Annotated in this window: 17 protein-coding genes; 5 read left to right on the top strand and 12 right to left on the bottom strand. The window is 64.9% G+C overall.

Annotated elements, in window-relative coordinates; all coding sequences use genetic code 11:
* Nucleotides 1-10: 10 nt before the first annotated feature.
* The 4 genes from tcuB to ACVWYP_RS02230 form a co-directional block, all read right to left on the bottom strand.
* Nucleotides 11-1114: a tricarballylate utilization 4Fe-4S protein TcuB gene (gene tcuB, locus ACVWYP_RS02245; protein WP_304497572.1), complete on the bottom strand. Its 1104-nt coding sequence runs from the start codon at nt 1112-1114 to the stop codon at nt 11-13.
* Nucleotides 1115-1130: 16 nt separating this feature from the next.
* Complete coding sequence (gene tcuA / locus ACVWYP_RS02240; RefSeq protein WP_439711124.1) at nt 1131-2531, bottom strand: FAD-dependent tricarballylate dehydrogenase TcuA; 1401 nt, start codon at nt 2529-2531, stop codon at nt 1131-1133.
* A gap of 128 nt (nt 2532-2659) precedes the next feature.
* Nucleotides 2660-3970 (bottom strand): MFS transporter, encoded by a 1311-nt coding sequence (gene tcuC, locus ACVWYP_RS02235; protein WP_304497571.1) that lies wholly within the window; start codon nt 3968-3970, stop codon nt 2660-2662.
* A gap of 276 nt (nt 3971-4246) precedes the next feature.
* Nucleotides 4247-5146: a transcriptional regulator GcvA gene (locus ACVWYP_RS02230; protein ID WP_304497570.1), complete on the bottom strand. Its 900-nt coding sequence runs from the start codon at nt 5144-5146 to the stop codon at nt 4247-4249.
* A gap of 118 nt (nt 5147-5264) precedes the next feature.
* Between ACVWYP_RS02230 and ACVWYP_RS02225 the strand changes: the two genes are divergently transcribed.
* Together ACVWYP_RS02225 and ACVWYP_RS02220 are read left to right on the top strand one after the other, a co-directional pair.
* Nucleotides 5265-5468: a DUF1127 domain-containing protein gene (locus ACVWYP_RS02225; RefSeq protein ID WP_304497569.1), complete on the top strand. Its 204-nt coding sequence runs from the start codon at nt 5265-5267 to the stop codon at nt 5466-5468.
* A gap of 70 nt (nt 5469-5538) precedes the next feature.
* On the top strand, nt 5539-6162 hold the full coding sequence (locus ACVWYP_RS02220; protein ID WP_028339129.1) for a GNAT family N-acetyltransferase: 624 nt from the start codon (nt 5539-5541) through the stop codon (nt 6160-6162).
* 77 nt (nt 6163-6239) lie between these two features.
* Here the strand turns inward: ACVWYP_RS02220 and ACVWYP_RS02215 are convergent, their stop codons facing one another.
* Nucleotides 6240-7169 carry an enoyl-CoA hydratase gene (locus ACVWYP_RS02215; protein ID WP_456683980.1) on the bottom strand — a complete coding sequence of 310 codons (930 nt, stop codon included), beginning with the start codon at nt 7167-7169 and terminating at the stop codon, nt 6240-6242.
* A gap of 195 nt (nt 7170-7364) precedes the next feature.
* A complete protein-coding gene (locus ACVWYP_RS02210) occupies nt 7365-8066 on the bottom strand; it encodes an SDR family NAD(P)-dependent oxidoreductase (RefSeq protein WP_038384830.1) in 702 nt (233 codons plus the stop codon).
* 71 nt (nt 8067-8137) lie between these two features.
* Between ACVWYP_RS02210 and ACVWYP_RS02205 the strand changes: the two genes are divergently transcribed.
* Nucleotides 8138-9919, top strand: a complete 1782-nt coding sequence (locus tag ACVWYP_RS02205) for an acyl-CoA dehydrogenase family protein (RefSeq protein WP_304500417.1) — start codon at nt 8138-8140, stop codon at nt 9917-9919.
* A gap of 53 nt (nt 9920-9972) precedes the next feature.
* Entirely contained in the window at nt 9973-11061 is a 1089-nt protein-coding gene (locus ACVWYP_RS02200) for a Zn-dependent alcohol dehydrogenase (RefSeq protein ID WP_018269116.1), read from the top strand.
* 142 nt (nt 11062-11203) lie between these two features.
* Here ACVWYP_RS02200 and ACVWYP_RS02195 read toward each other — a convergent pair whose 3' ends face one another.
* The 4 genes from ACVWYP_RS02195 to ACVWYP_RS02180 form a co-directional block, all read right to left on the bottom strand.
* The gene (locus ACVWYP_RS02195) at nt 11204-11557 is read right to left on the bottom strand and encodes a nuclear transport factor 2 family protein (protein ID WP_304497567.1); all 354 of its coding nucleotides are present in this window, start codon (nt 11555-11557) and stop codon (nt 11204-11206) included.
* Between the two features lie 118 nt (nt 11558-11675).
* Nucleotides 11676-13148: an amidase gene (locus tag ACVWYP_RS02190; protein ID WP_456683979.1), complete on the bottom strand. Its 1473-nt coding sequence runs from the start codon at nt 13146-13148 to the stop codon at nt 11676-11678.
* Nucleotides 13149-13247: 99 nt separating this feature from the next.
* Nucleotides 13248-14219, bottom strand: a complete 972-nt coding sequence (gene mbfA, locus ACVWYP_RS02185) for an iron exporter MbfA (RefSeq protein ID WP_028339122.1) — start codon at nt 14217-14219, stop codon at nt 13248-13250.
* Between the two features lie 178 nt (nt 14220-14397).
* Nucleotides 14398-15552, bottom strand: a complete 1155-nt coding sequence (locus ACVWYP_RS02180; protein WP_304497565.1) for an alpha/beta fold hydrolase — start codon at nt 15550-15552, stop codon at nt 14398-14400.
* 104 nt (nt 15553-15656) lie between these two features.
* On the opposite strand from ACVWYP_RS02180, the gene ACVWYP_RS02175 reads away from it, so the two are divergent.
* Nucleotides 15657-16163 carry a hypothetical protein gene (locus tag ACVWYP_RS02175; RefSeq protein ID WP_304497564.1) on the top strand — a complete coding sequence of 169 codons (507 nt, stop codon included), beginning with the start codon at nt 15657-15659 and terminating at the stop codon, nt 16161-16163.
* Between the two features lie 84 nt (nt 16164-16247).
* On the opposite strand, the gene ACVWYP_RS02170 is transcribed toward ACVWYP_RS02175, so the two are convergent.
* The gene (locus tag ACVWYP_RS02170; RefSeq protein ID WP_304497563.1) at nt 16248-17792 is read right to left on the bottom strand and encodes an acyl-CoA synthetase; all 1545 of its coding nucleotides are present in this window, start codon (nt 17790-17792) and stop codon (nt 16248-16250) included.
* A 188-nt stretch (nt 17793-17980) separates the two neighbouring features.
* Nucleotides 17981-19153, bottom strand: a complete 1173-nt coding sequence (locus ACVWYP_RS02165) for an acetyl-CoA C-acetyltransferase (RefSeq protein ID WP_304497562.1) — start codon at nt 19151-19153, stop codon at nt 17981-17983.
* Nucleotides 19154-19231 lie beyond the last annotated feature (78 nt).

Here is a 19231-nt window from a genome sequence, read left to right as displayed (position 1 = left end):
CCACCACCATTCATTCCGCCATCATCTGCCGTTCGCGCGCATAGCGCACCAGCGCGACGAAGCGGTAGATGCCGTGCACGAATTTGCCGTAGGGCATGGTGATGAACAGCGCGAACACCACGCCGAGATGCAGCGCCAGCAACGGACCCATCGCGGCGGTCTCACGCCACAGCAGCAGGGCGAGGCCGGTAATGCTGGTCAGGAACAGCATCAGGATGAACGCGGTATCCATGCCCATGCGCTGCTCATCGACCAGCACGCGGTCGCGCTTCCATTTCTCCGACAGGAGCCCGAGCGGGCCGACCACGAGCCCGATGCCGCCGAGCGTACCGAGCACGACGGGCAGGTCCCACCACGCATAGGGCGCCTCGCGCGCCAAGAGGTAATGATACAGCGTGCCGACGCAGGTCGCGGCGAAGCACAGGATGAAGCCGTAGAAGGTGAAGTGGTGATACAGCTTGCGGCGGTCGGTCGGCTGGTCGTCCTCGTTGAAGCAGCCGACACCGCCGCCATCGAGATAGCGCAGCTCGCCGGCGTCGCGGACCGCCTGCAACAGCGCCTTCACATCCGTCGTCATGCCGACCGGCTCGCCGATGTCGCGCCAGAACGCGCGCACGCCCATCACCAGCGCCAGGATCGCGTAGAGCAGGGCCAAGCCGAACAGCAGCGCCATCGCGTTGTGCGGCATCAATTCATAGAACGCGCCGGGACCGGTGTGGATGCCGGTGAGCACTCCGCGATCATTGATCGCGGCGAAGCCGAAAATGAAGGCAGCGACGCTGAGCGCCGCGATCAGGCTGATGACGAGGCCGTTGCGCGCGAACGCACCGGCAAAGGCGCGCGGCCAGGCATAGGCGGCGTAGGATTCGGCGCGCGCCACCGCAAGCGTCTTCGGTACATTGACGTTGAATTCGTGCGGCGGCGAGAACTGGCAGTCGGTGTAGCAGGCGCCGCAGCCATGGCAGAGGTTGGCGAGGTAGTTGAGATCGCCGTCGGAGAAGGCGCGGCGCATCTCCATCGCGGGAAACACCGCGCACAGGCCCTCGCAATAGCGGCAGGAATTGCACACCGTCATCAGACGGTCGGCTTCCTGCAAGATCCTCGTCCCGTGCATCGCGTCAGTCCCGCCTTCAGTTCCGCGCATTCTTGGCTGCTTCCCGGCCGGCGACGCGGCCGAACACGCTGCCGATGGTCATGCCGATGCCGGCGGCATAGCCCTTGCCGAGCACGTTGCCGGCCATGATCTCGCCGGCGGCGAACATGTTGGCAGACGGCTTGCCGTCCTTCATCAGCATCCGCGCCTCTCTGTTCACGCGGGTGCCGAGATAGGTGAAGGTGATGCCCGGCCGCACCGGATAGGCGAGATAGGGCGGCGTCTCGATCCGGCGCGCCCAATGCGTCTTCGGCGGCGTGATGCCTTGGGTAGCGCAGTCGTCGAGGATGGTGTGGTCGAAGGTGCCGGGCTGCACTGCGGCGTTGAACTCGGTGATGGTCTTTTCCAGCGCGGCCGCGTCGAGCTCGAGCTTGCCGGCGAGTTCGGCAATCGTCGCGCCCGCGATCGGCGGAAACAGCGTCGGCATGAAGCTCGTCACCACGGTCGAGTCGAAGATGATGTAGGCGATCTGGTCCGGCTGCGCGGCGACCAGCCGGCCCCAGATCGCATAGCGCTTCGGCCAGATGTCCTCGCCCTCGTCGTAGAAGCGCTCGGCATGCTTGTTGACGACGATGCCGAACACGACCGAGTCGTGGCGCGTGATGATGCCACCGTCGAATTTCGGCGCGCGCGCATCGATCGCCACCGCATGGCATTGCGTCGGATCGCCGATCTCCTGCACGCCCTTGGCGAGCAGCATCTTGAGGATTGCGCCGCGATTATAGGGCGTGCCGCGGATCAGGAAATTGTCGGCCGCATCGCCCCAGGACTCCTTCAGCCATTCGATGTTGGCCTCGAAGCCGCCGGCGGCCGCGACCAAGGTCGAGGCGCGGACTTCGGTCTTGCCGCCGACCGGCTGCTTCAGCTGTGCCGAAAGGAACATGCCGTCCTCGACCGTGAGGTCGATGACCTCGGCATCGTAGAGGATGTCGACGCCGAGTTCCTCGGCGGTGCGATAGAGCGCGTTCAGCATCGCACGGCCGCCGCCGAGGAAGAACGAGTTGGTGCGGCCAAGGCTCAGCGTGCCGCCGAGCGAGGGCTGCCAGCGCACGCCCTGTTCGACGATCCAGTTCAGGATGTCCTTGGATTCGTGGATCATGAAGCGGGCCAGTTCCTCGTCGGTCTGGCCGCCGGTCACCAGCAGCAAATCGTTCCAGAATTCGTCCTCGGTGTAGGGACCGGTGAGGATTTCGGTCGCCGCGTCATGGGCGCAGCGCATGTTGCGGGTGTGGCGGGTGTTGCCGCCGCGATAGAATTTCGGGGCGCCTTCCAGCACCAGCACCGAGGCGCCGGCGCGCCGTGCGCTGATCGCAGCGCACAGCGCGGCGTTGCCGCCGCCGATCACCAGGACGTCGAACCTGCGCGTCAGATCAACCATGCGCTCTTGTTATCGTTGTTGGCATGGAAAGCAACACGGCCGGGCGCATGAGCATGATCCGGAAAAGCGTGTCGCGATTTTCCAAAGAAGTCATGCCCAGCGAGCCCGCCCGGCCGCGAAGTGGAATATCAGGCCGCAACCGTCTCGCGCTGCTCGATGGTATGGCCGCCACGATAGACGATCAGCGTGGCGACGATGCCGAGAGCTGCGGCGCACATCAGCCAGTAGCCGGGCGAAGCCTTGTCGCCGGTCTGCTGGATCAGCCAGGTCGAGGCGAACGGCGTGAAGGTGCCGAACAGCCCGGCCGCCAGCGCAAAGGCCAGCGAGAAGCAGGTGGTGCGGACATGCGCCGGCACGATCTCGACCAGAGAGCCCAGCATGGTGCCGCTGTAGACGCCGAAATAGAACGAGAACATCATCTCGACCGCCAGCATCTTGCCGAACGACGGATTGGTCACCAGCCAGTGCAGCGCCGGATAGGCCGTGATGAGGGACAGGCCGGCGATCGCCAGCAGCACCGGCTTGCGGCCGATCCGGTCGGACACCGCGCCGCCGACCGGATTCCAGATGAAGTTGGTCACCGCAACCAGCAGCGTCACCAGCAGCGCGTCCTGGGTCGAGAGCTTCAGCACGGTCTTGCCGAAGGTCGGCGTGTAGACGGTGACGAAGTAGAAGGTGGTGGTGGTCAGCACCGCGATCATCATGCCGAGCACGACGATGCGCCAGTTCGCGATCGCCGAGGCAAACACCTCGCTCGCGGTCGGATGCTTCTTCATCGCGAGGAACGCCGGGGTCTCCTCCAGCGTCCGGCGCAGGAAGAAGATCACCGGGATGATCAGGCAGCCGACGAAGAACGGGATGCGCCAGCCCCAGGAGGCAACGGTCGCCGCCGGCATGCTCTCGCTGAGGACGAAGCCGAGGATCGAGGCGACGAAGATCGCGACCTGCTGGCTCGCCGACTGGAACGACGTGTAGAAGCCGCGATTGCCGGGCGTGGCGATCTCCGCGAGATAGACCGAGACGCCGCCGAGCTCGACGCCGGCGGAGAAGCCCTGCAGCAGGCGCGCGATCAGCACGATGATCGGCGCCGCAATGCCGATGGTCGCATAGCTCGGGCAGAGCGCGATCACCACGGTGCCGATAGCCATGATCGACAGCGTCACGATCAGGCCCTTGCGGCGGCCGATGCGATCGATATAGGCGCCGAGCACGACGGCGCCCACCGGGCGCATCAAGGCGCCGAGCCAGAACACGCCGAACGCGTTGAGCAGCGCCGCCGTCTCGTTCTCGGAGGGGAAGAAGGCCTTCGCAATCGCCTGCGCATAAAAGCCGAACAGGAAGAAGTCGAACTGCTCGAGGAAATTGCCGCTGGTCGCGCGCAGGATGGCGCCAAGACGCGATTTGATCTGCGGGACTTGCGATGAACTCGACTGCGACATAACGCCCTTTCCTCCCCGTGACGAAACGGCCGGCGCAAATTGTTTCGCCGGCCAAAGCAGTTAACTGCCATGTGCGGCAATTTGGCACGCCTGTCTGGCGCGACCAACCCGAAATCACGCGGGGGGCTATGGGAAAAAAGCCGTAGGTGGACATTGCAGGGAGCGTCTCGAGCGAAAAGGATATCGGTTCGCGCGAAGAAAGCTCGTCAAAACAACAATCTAGCACCTCGGCTCTGGTTCAATCAGAACGAAGCTCCGGCCGTCGCGTGCGCCGCATCAAGGCGCAGCGTGCGCCGTTGTGCCGAGCCAGTTCCGGAACGCGGACAGCTTTGGCGTATCGGCGCGTCCCTGCGGCGACACCAGGTAGAAGCCGGCGTCGGCAGGCAGCGCGATCTTGAAGGGAACCACGAGGCGGCCCTTGGCGATGTCGTCCTGCACATAGGAGGTGCGGCCCATCGCGACGCCGATGCCATCGATCGCGGCCTGGATCGTCACGAACAGCAGGTCGAAGGTGACGCCCGGCTGCTTGGAAATATCGGTCGGCAATCCCGCCGCGGTCAGCCACAGCCGCCAGTCGTCGCTGTTGGCGTTGCTGGTGTGCAGGAGCGTGTGATCCCTGAGGTCTTCAGGGCATTTCAGCGGCCTGGTTCCCTGCAGCAGCGACGGGCTGCACACCGGAAACAGCTCATCCGCCATCAGCCAGTCGGCACGCAGGCCCGCCCATTGGCCGCGGCCATAGCGGATCGCCGCGTCGACCTTGTCGCGCTGGAAGTCGACCAGGCTGGTCGAGGTGGTGATACGAACGTCGATACCGGAATGCGCCTCCTGGAAGGCCGACAGCCGCGGCAGCAGCCACTTGGCGGCAAGCGACGCCAGCGTCGAGACGGTCAGCACGTGATCGTCGTCCCGGCGCAATAGGCGATCAGTCGCGAGCCTGAGGTCATTGAAGGCGGCGCGGACGCCGGGAAGGTATTCGGTAGCCTCCGGTGTCAGGCTCAGCGAGCGGTTCTGGCGGATAAACAGGCGGACGCCGAGCTCCTCCTCGAGCCGCCGGATCTGATGGCTGATCGCAGTCTGCGTCACGTTCAGTTCGGACGCCGCCAGCGTGAAGCTCATATGCCGTGCGGCGGCCTCGAACGCCCTTAGACCATTCAGCGAAGGCAGGCGGCTGGTCATCTCTTGTGCGTCTCCAAATACATGACTTTAATTCATGCGAAACGGTACAAAGTGTCGTTTGTGAGTGGACCAAATAGCTCCGATATTCCTGCCAACAGGTTACCGATAGGAGCCGCAGATGTCCATTTTCACCCATGAATCGATGACAAATCATCATACGTCCGGATTGCTGAACCAGGTCGGCGAGACGCTGCATGTCTGGTGGGAGCGTTACGAGCGCCGCCGCGAGCTGTCGCAGTGGACCGAGCGCGATCTGCACGACATCGGCATGTCCCGCAGCGACATCGTGTTCGAGACCGAGAAGCCGTTCTGGCGGGCCTGAGAAGGACGCCACCGCTGGCGTCGCCTCGATCGAGGGGCGCCGGCCAATTTCTTCACCCGAGGAGCGTGTCATGGTTGCGCTGCATCTCGACGATCTCAAGCAATACTCTGACGTGCTGCGCGCCAAGAACGGCAGCGAGGTCAAGGTGCGCTTCGTCGAGCCGCGCGACCGCGAAGAGCTGCAGAGCTACATCCGCTCGCTCTCCGCGGGGTCCCGTTACAACCGCTTCCTGGGCGCGTTGAGTGAGCTGCCGAAGACGGAGCTCGAACGTTTCATCCATGTCGGCGAGGCTGACCGGTTCACGGTGGTCGCGACGATGCTGGTCGATGGCTTTGAGACCATCGTCGGCGAAGCCCGCTACGCCTTCCATGCCGATAATTCGAGCGTCGAGTTCGGCCTGTCGATCGATGACCGGTGGCAGGGCCACGGCATTGGCAAGGCGCTGCTGAAGAATCTCGAATGCCGCGCGGCGTCCTTCGGAGCCGAGCGCATCTTCGGCGACACGTTGCGTTCCAATGCGACGATGATCGGCCTAGCCCGCAAGTCGGGCTACGCCTTCACCCAGAGCCCCGGCGACTGGAAGCTGGTGCGCTTCGTGAAAGAGATCCACGTCGAACCGCAAGACATTCCCTGTGCCAGCTGGCGGCTTGCCGCCACTTCCCGCTTGGCCGCGATGTCCTCGCTTGCGGTTTGACTGACTAGGCCCGGTTCTGGCCCCTCCAGAACCGGGCCCTTTTCTTTAGCCCGTGCCTTTGCCGCGATTTCCGCCCGTCATGCGCGGGCTTGACCCGCGCATCCATCAAACAAAAAGCATTCCTTTGCGATGATTGCCGGGTCAAGCCCGGCAATGACCGGACACTGAACTGGGATCAACTCCCCCCGAACACCCGGCTTGCGCTTCTCGATGAAGGCCTGCACCGCCTCCTTGTGATCGGCCGTCGTGGTGAGGCGGATCAGTCGCTCGGCCTCGTGGTCGCGCGCGGTGGCGAAGTCGAATTGCAGCGCCTCGTCGAGATTGTCCTTCATGTAGCGCAGCGCCAGCGTCGGGCCCTCGGCGATCGACTTCGCCAGCGCAAAGGCTTCGTCCTGCAGCGTCTCGTCCGGCACCACGCGGTTGACGAGGCCGATCTGCTCGCACCTCGCGGCGTCAACCTTCTCCGAAGTGAACATCAGCTCGCGGGCGCGCGAGGTGCCGATCAGCCGCGTCAACAGCCAGGCCATGCCGTAATCGCCGCTCAGCGCCACGCGCAGGTAACCGGTCGAGATGAAGGCGGATTGTGCGGCGATCCGGATGTCGCAGGCCATCGCGATCGCAAGGCCGGCGCCGACCGCAGGGCCGGGAAGGGCGGCAATCGTCGGCTTGCGCACCGAGGCGAGCGCGCCGGTGAGCAGGCGCTGACGCTCCTGCAAATCCGCGACCTTGTCTTCATAGGACATTTCGAGCTTCTTCTTGTCGCGGTGCGCGCCCATGCCCTTGACGTTGCCGCCGGCGCAGAACGCCTTGCCGGCGCCGGTGACGAGCAGCACGCCGACCTCGGGGTTCTCGCCGCAGGTCCTGATCATCGTGCGCAGCGCCGGCGTCAGCGTGTCCGACAGCGAGTTGCGGGCGTCCGGGCGGTTCAGCGTGATGACGGCGACGCGGTCGCGGATCACGCAGAGCAGTTCGTCGGTGCCGGTCTCGATCTTGATTTCGTTCGACATGTTTTCCTTCCCCAGTTCCGTCCGTCATTGCGAGCCACCCGGTCGGCGCGCAGCGCCGCCGGATGACAGGCTCCGCGAAGCAATCCATGCCGCCGCTAGTGGAGGAATGGATTGCCTCGTCGCTTCGCTCCTCGCAATGACGAATGTGGCGGCGGTTTGCGTCCAGCCTACGCCGCTTGCATGATCTCCGTCATCTCAAAACTTCTCAACCCAGGGCCGCAATTCCAGCTCCCAGGTCCAGGCGCTGCGCGGCTGTTGCAGCACGTTCCAGTAGCTCAATGCAATCGCGTCGGGATCGAGCATCGAGTCCGGCCGGTCGGCGGGCTCGGTGCGGGCGGCGCTGCGGATGCCGCCGTCGATCACGAAATGCGCGACGTGGATGCCCTGCGGCGACAGTTCGCGTGCCATGCTCTGCGCGAGGCCGCGCAAGGCGAACTTGCCCATCGCGAACGGTGCCGACTGCGCATAGCCCTTCACGCTGGCAGAGGCGCCGGTGAACAGGATCGCGCCCTTCTTGTTGGGCAGCATGCGCTTCGCCGCCTCCTGCGCCACCAGGAAGCCGCCGAACGCGGAGACTGCGATTGCTTGCTCGACCTCTGAGGGGACGAGTTCAACGAACGGCCCGCGCGAGCGGCCGCTGGCGTTATAGACCACGAGATCAGGCGTTCCGATCTCGCGCTCGACCAGACCAAAAAGCCGTTCGACATCCTCGGCCTTGGTGGTATCGCAGGCATAGGCGCGTGCGCCGGTTTCGGTGCAGAGCGCGCCGAGTTTCTCGATGCTGCGGGCGCCCAGTGCCACGCGAATTCCCTCTCGCGAAAATAGCCGCGTCAAGGAGGCGCTGAGGCCCGCGCCGGCACCGACGATCAGGGCGATCTTATATTTTGGAATATCCATTGGGCTTTCCTTTGCTCGGCCGGAGGAGGATAGTCGTGCCCAAACAAATGAGCACCGAAGCCGGGAATTCAATGCAGCCGCACAAGCAGGATCCGAAAACGTCAGCCGCCAGCCAGCCGGGACTGCTGGCGCCCGACACGACGGGAATCAATTTCTACCGGGCCGATCCGGCGCTGACCGATCTTCTGAAGCTGCATCTGCCCGAGGCGTTGTTCCGCCACATCGAGCCGCATCTCGACCGCCTCGGTGGGTTAGCCGGAGGCTATCTCGACGAATGCGCGCGACTTGCTGACCGGCATACGCCGGTGTTGCACCAGCGTGACAAGTTCGGCCGCGACGTGCAGCACATCGAATACCATCCGGCCTATCGCGAGATCGAGAACGCCGCGTTCGGCGAGTTCGGCATCCATGCGCTGTCGCTCCGCAAGGGCATCATGGGTTGGCCCGACAAATACCCTGTGGTGGCCAAGCACGCCTTCACCTTCCTGTTCAACCAGACCGAATTCGGCATGGGCTGCCCGATCAACGTCACCGACGGGTGTGCAAAGCTGCTGGCAAATTTCGGCAGCGAGGCGCTGAAGGCGAAATATCTCGACGGCCTGACCCAGACCGACATGAGCAGACTGACGCAGGGCGGCCAGTTCATGACCGAGAAGGAGGGCGGCTCCGATGTCGGCACGCTGACCACGCGCGCCGTGCAGGAGGGCGATCACTGGCGGCTCTATGGCGAGAAGTGGTTCTGCTCCAACGCCGATGCCAAGGTGGTGATGCTGCTGGCGCGGCCGGAAGGCGCCGGTCCGGGCACCCGCGGCGTCGGCCTGTTCCTGATGCCGCGTTTCCTCGATGACGGCTCGCAGAACCACTACCGGATCGTGCGGTTGAAGGACAAGCTCGGCACTCGCTCGATGGCCTCGGGCGAGATCAAGCTCGACGGTGCGATCGCTTACGCCGTCGGCAAGCTCGACCGCGGCTTCGTGCAGATGGCCGAGATGGTGAATTCGTCGCGGCTCTCCAACGGCGTGAAGTCGACCGCGCTGATGCGCCGCGCCTGGCACGACGCGATGACCGTGGCGAAGGGCCGCGTGGTGTTCGGCCAGCGCATCATCGACCTGCCGCTGGCGCGGCGGCAGCTGATGAAGATCATGCTGCCGACCGAACAGGCGCTGTCGATGAGCTTTTTGACCGCCGACGCGCTCGACCGCGCCGAGGCCGGCAGCCAGGACGCCGCGGCGCTGCTCCGCATCCTGACGCCGACCTTGAAATTCCGCGCCACCCGCGACGCCCGAAAAGTCTGCGGCGATGCGATGGAGATGCGTGGCGGCATCGGCTACATCGAGGAATTCGTCACGCCGCGGCTGCTGCGCGACGCGCATCTCGGCTCGATCTGGGAGGGGACCGGCAACATCGTCGCGATCGATGCGCTGAAGCGCGCAGTCGGCCGCCATGGCGCCGACAATGCGCTCGCCGCCGATCTGCATGCGCGGCTCGACGACAGCGCGAATGTGCCGCAAGCCTGGCGCAACCGGCTGCGCGACCTCAGCGACCGCGCGGTCGCGTTTGCGCGCGAGGTGGCGAGCCGCGTCGACAATGAGGGCGACGCGCGGCGCGCCACCAGCCTGCTCTACCATGTCGCAAGCGCCGTCGCGCTGGCATGGGAGGGCGGACGCATCCACGAGATGCGCGGCGATGCGCGCCGGCTGTTGCTGTCGCGGATGGTGGTCGATCACCGCGTGCTGCCGGGCGATCCGTTCCGGCTAACGGAAAATACCGTTCAGCGCAGGATGACCGAGCACCTGCTCGGCGATCGCGCGGTCGGCATGGCCGAGGTTGGCGAATTGCTTGACGCAGCGTAGGCTGCCGCGCGAGCGAACTTTTCAAACAATCAAAAACGTCAAGGGAGACCCCGATGAAGGCCGCCGTTCTGCATGAAGTCAATCAGCCGCTGGTGATCGAGGATGTCAGCGTGCCCAATCCGGGGCCGCGCGAGGTCCTGATCCGCACCGCGGTCGCGGGCCTCTGCCATTCCGACCTGCACTTCATGGAAGGCCTGTATCCGCATCCGCTGCCGGCGGTGCTCGGCCACGAATCGGCCGGCGTGGTCGAGAAGGTCGGCTCCGACGTCAATTACGTGAAGCCCGGCGATCACGTCGTCACCTGCCTGTCGGTGTTCTGCGGCACCTGCGACAATTGCACCACCGGCCGCACCGTGCTGTGCACCGACACCACGGTGAAGATGCTGCCCGGCGCCTCCAACCGCCTGTCCTGGGGCAGGAAGGAGAAGCTGAATCAGTTTCTCAATCTGTCGTCGTTCGCCGAGCAGATGCTGGTGCACGAGAACGCCATCGTGAAGATCAAGAAGGAGATGCCGCTCGATCTCGCCGCGCTGATCGGCTGCGGCGTCATCACCGGTTATGGCGCCGTGGTGAACACCGCGAAGGTGACCGCCGGCGAGACCGTGGCTGTGATCGGCTGCGGCGGCGTCGGCATGGCCGCGATCAACGGCGCGCAGATCGCGGGCGCCGGCCGCATCATCGCGATCGACACCAATCCGGCCAAGCTGCAGCTTGCGACCAAATTAGGGGCCACCGATATCGTCGATCCGGCCCGCGGCGACGTGGTCCAGCAGGTGCGCGAGCTCACCGGCGGCGGCGTGCAGCATTCGTTCGAGGTGCTCGGCCGCAAGGACACCGCCGAGCAGGCCTTCGCCATGCTGGCGGCGGGCGGCACCGCGACCATCGTCGGCATGATCCCGTTCGGTCAGAAGATCGAGCTGCACGGCTTCGACTTCCTGCGCGAGCGCCGCATCCAGGGCTCGTCGATGGGCTCCAACCACTTCCGCGTCGACATGCCGCGCCTCGTCGACTTCTACATGCGCGGCAAGCTGCATCTGGAGGACTGGATCTCGGCCAAGCTGAAGCTTTCCGAGATCAACGAGGGCTTTGCCAACATGAAAGCCGGCAAGACGCTGCGCAGCGTGATCATGTTCGACAGTTGACGAACTTGTCGTCGCCCGGCTTGACCGGGCGACCCAGTACGCCGCGGCGGAAGTTGTGTGAAATCAACTGCGGCCGCGGAGTACTGGATGCCCCGCAGGAAGCGGGGCATGACAGCGGAGGGTGACGCTGCGAACGTTGCGCTCACCGCGCGACGTGCGCAGATACCGCGAGCCATTTTCCGTTCTGCCGCGCCCAGCAATCGGTGTAGCGGCCGCGCGCCGGCTCACCGTCCGCGTTGGTGTAGCTGGTCTGGGCGTGGATGATGGCGAAATCGCCGAGGATGCGGATTTTGACGTCTTCGGCCTTCAGCCCCTTGATCTTCACCGGGATCGCCGTCTGCTTCAGGAAGGCAGCGCGGTCGACCAGGCTCTTGTCGGGATTGGTGCAGTAGAAGTCCTGCGCCAGGATCTCATCGAAGCGCTTGACGTCGCAGTTCTGGACGGAGTCAACGTAGTCCTTGTTGAGCTTCGTGAGCTCCTCGAGATCGTTGCTCATTGTCTTCCTCCCGGTTTCCCCTCGTCATTGCGAGGAGCGAAGCGACGACGCAATCCACGCCTCCGCGCAGACGGATATATGGATTGCTTCGCTTCGCTCGCAATGACGATGGCAAGTATCAATCATCAAACATCTTCGGCGGCACGAAGCCGCCGAACTCGCGCTCGATCAGCTCGGCGAGTCTCAGCGGCGTGCGGTCCTCGAGCCATGGACCGACGATCTGCACGCCGACCGGCAATCCGTCGGGCGCAAAGCCGGTCGGGATCGCAGTCGAAGGCAGGCCGGGCAGGGTCGCGATGCCGGGCCAGGCGAGCTGGTCGGTGTAGACGTGCGGCACACCGTCGATCAAGATCCGCCGCTGCTCCTGGTCGGGCGCATGATCGTGCGGATAGGCCGGCGTTGGCATGATCGGGCAGATCACCGCGTCGAACGACTTGAACAGCTCGCGCCATTGCACGCGCAGCCGCGAGCGGGCGACCGTCGCCTGCACCCAGTCGCGGTGGCTGAGCGCGATGCCGCGCAGCCGCTCGGCCTGCAGGCTGTTGTTGCTGGCCGGCAGCGCGGCCGCCGCCGCGCAGGCGCCGGCATAGACCTCCGGCGGGAAGGTCGCGGCGAGAAACGACAGCAGCATCCGCATATAGAGCCGCGAGGACGCCGCGAAATCCGGCAGCAGCGGGCTCGAACGCGATATCTTCGCGCCTGATTTGTCGAGGTGGCTCGCGAGCTTGTCGATGCTGCCGCGAACCGCCTTGTCGGTCGGCAACACCGGATCGGTGTCGATCACGAGGATGCGGAAATCCTTCAGGCTGGCGTGACGCGCCGCCGGCAGGTCGAGGCGATAGGCCTTGCCGGCATCGAGCGGATCGGGTGCCGCCATCACGTCGAGCAGCAGCGACAGGTCGGCCGCGCCGCGCGCCATCGGGCCGGTCACCGCAAGGTCGCGCTCATAGATGATGGGCGGCGCCGGCGGCGCGGTGTGGCCGCGCGACGGCAGCAGCGCGAAGGTCGGCTTGTGCGCATAGATGCCGCAATGAAACGCCGGCACGCGGAGCGAGCCGCCGATGTCGGAGCCGAGCGACAGCGCGCCATAGCCCGCGGCGAGCGCCGCCGACGATCCGCCGGACGAGCCGCCCGGCGTGCGGCCGAGGTCGTAGGGGTTGTTGGTGGTGCCGTAGATCTCGTTGTAGCTCTGCCAGTCGGCAAGCCCGACCGGCACGTTGGTCTTGCCGAGGATGACGCCGCCGGCGTCCTTCACCCGCTGAATCGACAGCGCGTCCTCGGTCGGGACAAAGTCCTTGTGCGGCAGGAAGCCCCAGGTCGTCGGCAATCCCGCGACGTTGAAGGATTCCTTCACCGTCATGGGAATGCCGAGCAGCGGCCTGTGCTCGCCGCGCGCGATCGCGGCATCAGCGGCGCGGGCAGCGGCGAGACCGCGCTCGAAGTCGCGCACGCAGACCGCGTTGACCCTGCCGTCGTGGCGCTCGATGCGGCCGATCGCGTCCTGTGCGAGCTCGACCGCCGAGACCTCTTTGTTGCGCAGCGCTTCCGACAGGTCGACGGCGGTCTTGAAACTGTATAGCGATTTGGCCACGGCGTGCTCCCGGTTTGTTGTTGGCGCAATGATCGGCAGTTTGGCTGCCGCCCGCAAGCGCTGTAGCCGTGACGTCGTCGCCGTGTTTGATCGGAATTGCTATGCCGCGCCGATCAGGATGCCGACCGCGAGCACGATCGCGCCGCCGAGCACGATCTGGAACACCGCCTGCAGGAACGGCGTGTCCATGTAGCGCGCGCGGATGAAGGCGATCGCCCACAATTCGAAGAACACCACGATCCCGGCGATCGCGGTCGCGATCCAGAATGCGTTCGGCCAGGCGTCGGGCACCAGATAGGGAATGGTGTGGCCGAGCCCGCCGAGCGTCGTCATCAAGCCGCAGGTCAGGCCGCGCAGCCAGGGCGAGCCGCGCCCGGTCAGCGAGCCGTCGTCGGACAGCGCCTCGGCAAAGCCCATGCTGATACCGGCGCCGATCGAAGCGGCAAGTCCGACCAGGAATGTTTGCCAGTTATGATGCGTGGCGAAAGCGGCGGCGAACAGCGGCGCCAGGGTCGAGACCGAGCCGTCCATCAATCCGGCAAGGCCCGGCTGCACATATTGCAGCACGAACATCCGCCGACGCGTGCGGTCTTCCTCCGCGCGCACGTCGGGCTTGAGGATCTCGCCGGTCAGCTTCACCGCGAGCTTCTCGTGGCCCTTCTCCTCCTCGGCGAGATCGCCGAGCAGGCGGCGCACGCCGACATCCTCGGCCTTCTCGGCGGCTTTGGCATAGAAGCGCTCGGCCTCCAATTCCATGGTCTCGACTTCCTTGCGGATGGTGTCGAGCGGCAGATTCTTGGTGAGCCAGATCGGGCGCCGGCGCAAAAAGCCTTTGACGTCCTCGCGCCGGATCGGCGGCAGATGCGCCCCGAAGCGCTGCTCGTAGGTTTCCAGCAGCCGGTGGCGATGGCCGCGTTCCTCATCGGCCATCTCCTCGAAAATCTTGGCGGTGTCGGGATAGCGCTCGGCGAGATCCTCCGCGAACGTCATGTAGATGCGGCTGTCCTCCTCCTCGGAGGCGATCGCGACCGCCAGCACCTCGCGCTCGGTCAGATCGGCAAAGTTCTTCACGGCAACGCCTTCTTCACGGAGTTTAGAATTAGAATAGTTCTAAACTATAGAGTTGCATCGGTGCTGGGTCAAATCCGGGTCGGCCCGGATTCGCTGGCGCTGCACCGGCAAGCCGCGCGGGTTGAGCGAAGAAAACGCGTGAGATCAACGGGATGCGATGCGACGGCCGAACGGGCGTCTAACACTGCGCGCCGGCCTCTCGCAGGAATGTGAGCAGTAGCCGGCTCACCTCGTCCGACTGTTCCTGCTGCACCCAATGGCCGGCGCCGTCGACCAGATGGCAGCCGATCATGTTGGTGCAGGCTTTCGTCTGCATCGCCTCGAACACGCCGGGCCGCTGATGGGTGCCCCAATCCTGCTTGCCCGAGATGAAGGCGGATGGTTGGTCGATCGTGCGGCCGCTCCAGGTCTGCAATTCCGGGACGAACGCGCCCGAAGTGCCGCAGCGATACCATTGCAGCCCGCCCTGGAATCCCGTGCGCTGATACTCAGAGCTGTAATAGGCGAGCTCGCTATCCGGCAGCCACGTGTTGGCGGCGATCGCCTCGCGCGACGGCATCTCCTCGGCGACGGTGGCGGCCATGTCCTTGGCGAGATCCATCACATAATAAGTCGGCAGTTTTGCCAGTTCGCCCGCCGACCAGGACTGCAGCGGATACGGCTTGTTGTCTTTCCAGTCCGCGCTCTTGTGGTGGTAATAGGCGCGCAGGAAGTCGTGCACGCCTTGCGGCGCGCGATGCATGTCGTCATTGGCCGGACGCGTCGAATAGTACCATTGGTAATGCTTGCGCGGCCGCGGCGCCGCGGCGAGCTCGCGATGCACGGGGTCTTCGGTCGCGGGCTTCGCCGGCGCGCTCGCGGTGTTGAACGGCAGCGACGGCGGCCCCGAAAACGGCGCGCTCATCATCACGACCGCACGGAACACGTCGGGCCGGATCAGCGCGCACCACGCCGCGACCGACGAACCGAAATCATGCCCGATCACGGCATCGACGTGCTTGTACCCGAACGCCGCAACCAGCCCGAGCGCGTCGCGCACCAGATTGGGCAGGCGGAATGACGCGAGGTCGCCGTCATAATCCGCGCTCCAGCCTGACGTGCGGCCATAGCCGCGCTGGTCCGGTGCGATGACGTGATAGCCGGCATCGGCGAGCCTCGGCATCACCTTGCGCCAGGAAAACGCCAGCTCCGGAAAGCCGTGCAGCAGCAACAGGCAGGGCCGGCCGGATGTTTCAAAGCCCGCTTCCAGCACGTGCATGCGCAGGCCGTTGATCCCGTCGACATAACGCGAGCGGATGGTGGAGGGGAGCGGAACGTCGGGGAGGGCTTCCATTGTGCAGATCACCTGTTGGGCATCGCCGCAGAACCAGCGCATTTCACTGTATGCTGACGGTCATTGTTGAACGATAGCAATATTGCCCAGGGGATGCATACCGCATGCGCCACGCGAAGATTGCAGAGCAGCCCGGCTGGACGTCGCTCCTGGGTCTCATGATCGTGGCCGCAAGCCTGCTGCTGATCTCGGCGGTGCGTGCCGCCGATATCGAGCAGCTGACCGAGAAACTGCCGCACGCCTATATCGGCGAGTTCCTGTGGGACGGCGACAACACGGTGCAGAATATCGTCATCACCTTCGACAAGGTGAAGGCCTTGAACGAGCAGAACGCGGAAGCGCTCGGCTGCGGTTCATACGAGGTCGGCCGTCGCGTGACCAAGATCGGCGTGCAGATGTTCATCCGGCTGTCCGATCTCGAGGTCGAGATCTTCGAACGCTCGCCCGATGGCAACGGGACGTTCGAAACCGACGGCAGCCATCGCGGCAAGCTGTCGGAGGATTTTCAGCAGATCGATGCGCAGTGGACCACCACAGCGACAGGCAAGCACGGCCAGCTGCATCTGCGTGCCGTGGCGTCTGCTGCGTGTGAGCCAGCGGCGGAGTTGTAGGAGTGGGTCAGCAGCGCCGGCGGGCTGGGCTGCGTGCGCTCTTCATCCTCCCTGGAGGGGCCTCCAGGGGAGGGTGAAGCGCGGCTATGCCTTGACTGGAGCCTTCGGCCAATAGCGGTCGCGCAGATGCCGCTTCACCAGTTTTCCGGTCGGCGTACGCGGCAGCTCCTGCTCGAAGTCGATGCTCTTGGGGCATTTGATCGGCGACAGATGCTGGCGGCAGAAGGCGATCAACTCGGCCTCGAGCTCCTTGCCGGCCCTGGTGATGTCGTGCGGCTGCACCACGGCCTTGACCTCTTCGCCCATCTCCTCGTTCGGCACCCCGAACACCGCGACGTCGGAGACCGCGGGATGCGTAATCAGCACATCCTCTGTCTCCTGCGGGTAGATGTTCACGCCGCCGGAGATGATCATGTAGCTTTTGCGATCGGTGAGATAGAGGAAGCCCTCTTCGTCGAGGTAGCCGACATCGCCGAGCGTCGACCAGCCCTTGGCGTTGTAGGCCTTCTTCGTCTTTTCCGGATCGTTGTGATAGGAGAACGCCGGGGCGTCGGCAAAAAAGACCTGACCGATCTGACCGGTCGGCGCCTCCTCGTCGTTCTCGTCGAGGATTTTGACCTTGCCGACCACGGCGCGGCCGACCGTGCCGCGGTGGGTCAGCCATTGCTGCGAGGTCGAGACCGTGACGCCATTGCCTTCGGAGCCGGCGTAATACTCGATCAGGATCGGTCCCCACCATTCGATCATCTTGGCCTTGACGTCGACCGGGCAGGGCGCCGCGGCGTGGATCGCACCCTTCAGCGACGAGACCTTGTAGCGGCTCCGCACTTCGTCGGGCAGCTTCAGCATGCGCACGAACATGGTCGGCACCAGCTGCGACTGCGTCACCTTGTGCTTCTCGACCTGCTTCAGAAATTCCTCGGCGTCGAAATGCTCCATGATGACGGAAGTGCCGCCGAGCACGGTCGCCATCATGTTGAAGCGCAGCGGGGCCGCGTGATAGAGCGGCGCCGGCGACAGATAGATGCTGTCGGCATTCATGCCGCACATGTCGGCGGTGAGAATCCGCAGGAACGGGTTCGGCACGTCGATCCGGTTGCCCTCGAACTCCTTCTTGATGCCCTTGGGCCGGCCGGTGGTGCCGGAGGAGTACAGCATGTCATAGCCCGCGACCTCGTCGGCAACCGGCGTGGTCGGCTGCGCGGCGGCCTCCTTGTCATAGGAGCGGAAGCCCGGGGCGGGCTCGTCCATCATGTAGAACAGCGGCTCGCCCGCCTCGCCCTTGACCAGGCCCTTGACCTTGTCGGCGCATTGCGGGGTGGTGATGAACACCTTCGCGCCGCAATCCTTGATGATGTAGGCGATCTCTTCTTCCGTCAGGTAGCGGCTGATCGCCGTGTAATAGAGACCCGAGCGCTGCGCGGCCCAGCAGATCTCCATGAAGGCGAGGCGGTTTTCCATCAGCAGCGCGATGTGGTCGCCGGCCTTCAGACCGAGCGAGCGGAACAGATGCGCGCCCTGGTTCGAGAGCTCGTCGAGCTCGCGATAGGTGATGGCCTTGCCGCTACCCGCCATCTGGTAGGCGATCTTGTTCGGATGGGTACGCGCGTGGATCGACGGATGGGTCATTGTGTTTCCTCAGGGCATCAAAAGTGTTCGTCCCCGCGAACGCGGGGACCCATAACCACCAATTTTTCTTGTTGGACTGAGTTGTGGCCCCAGCCGCGCCTAACCACGGGCATTTGTGGTTATGGGTCCCTGCTTTCGCAGGGACGACGCCTATTGCGTGGAGGCTGCGTGCCTCGTTTCTCGCGACGTTACAATCGCTCGACAATCGTGACGTTGGCCATGCCGCCGCCTTCGCACATGGTCTGCAGGCCGTAGCGCTTGTTGCGCTGCTTGAGGGCATGCAGCAGCGTCGTCATCAGCTTGGTGCCGCTGCCGCCGAGCGGATGGCCGAGCGCGATCGCGCCACCATTGACGTTGAGCCGGGCCGGATCGGCGCCGGTGGTCTTCAGCCACGCGGTCGGCACCGAAGCGAAGGCCTCGTTGACCTCGAAGAGGTCAATGTCGTCGATCTTCATGCCGGCCTTCTGCAGCGCGCGCTGGGTTGCCGGCAGCGGCGCTTCCAGCATGATCACGGGATCGCCGCCCATCATCGTGAGGTGATGGATGCGCGCCATCGGCTTGACGCCGAGCGCCTTCAGGCCCTTCTCGTTGACGACCATGACGCCGGAGGCGCCGTCGCAGATCTGGCTGGCGCTCGCCGCGGTGAGCTTGCCGTTCTCGGCGATCAGCTTGACGCCCTTGATGCCGTCGAGGCTGGCGTCGAAGCGGATGCCTTCGTCGATGTGATGGGTGTCGGTCGAGCCGTCGGCGCGGGTGATTGTCACCGGCACGATCTCGTCCTTGAAATGGCCGGCCTGTGTTGCCGCGATCGCGCGCTGATGGCTGTTATAGGAGTATTCGTCGAGCTCATCCTTCGACAGGCCGTACTTCTCGGCCATCATCTCCGCGCCGGTGAACTGGCTGAAGACGATGTTGGGATACTTCGCCTCGATGCCCGGGCTCTTGTAGTGGCCGAAGCCGTTCTTGGCGGGCAGCGAGGAGGCGAGGCCCATCGGCACGCGGGTCATCGATTCCACGCCGGCGGCGATCACGCAGTCCATCGTGCCAGACATCACCGCCTGCGCCGCGAAGTGCAGCGCCTGCTGCGAGGAGCCGCACTGGCGGTCGATCGAGGTCGCGGGCACGCTCTCCGGCAGCTTCGAGGCCATCACCGCGTTGCGCGCGATGTTGGTGGACTGCTCGCCGGTCTGCATCACGCAGCCCATGATCACGTCCTCGACCTGCGCGGGGTCGGCACCTGATCGTTCGACCAGCGCATCGAGCACGGTCGCGGCCAGATCGGCCGGATGCCAGCCGGCGAGACGCCCTCCCTTGCGGCCGCCCGCGGTGCGAGCGGCGGCGACGATATATGCCTCGGCCATGTCTGATCTCCCTGATGTTTCCGGATTGGGCGGTCTGAAAGTTGGGCCGGATTTAAGGGGCGGCTCAGCATTTAGTCA

It is taken from the genome of Bradyrhizobium sp. USDA 3262 (assembly GCF_054060035.1).
The sequence above is the reverse complement of the archived record's forward strand: the minus strand, read 5'-3'. Positions and strand labels throughout refer to the sequence as shown.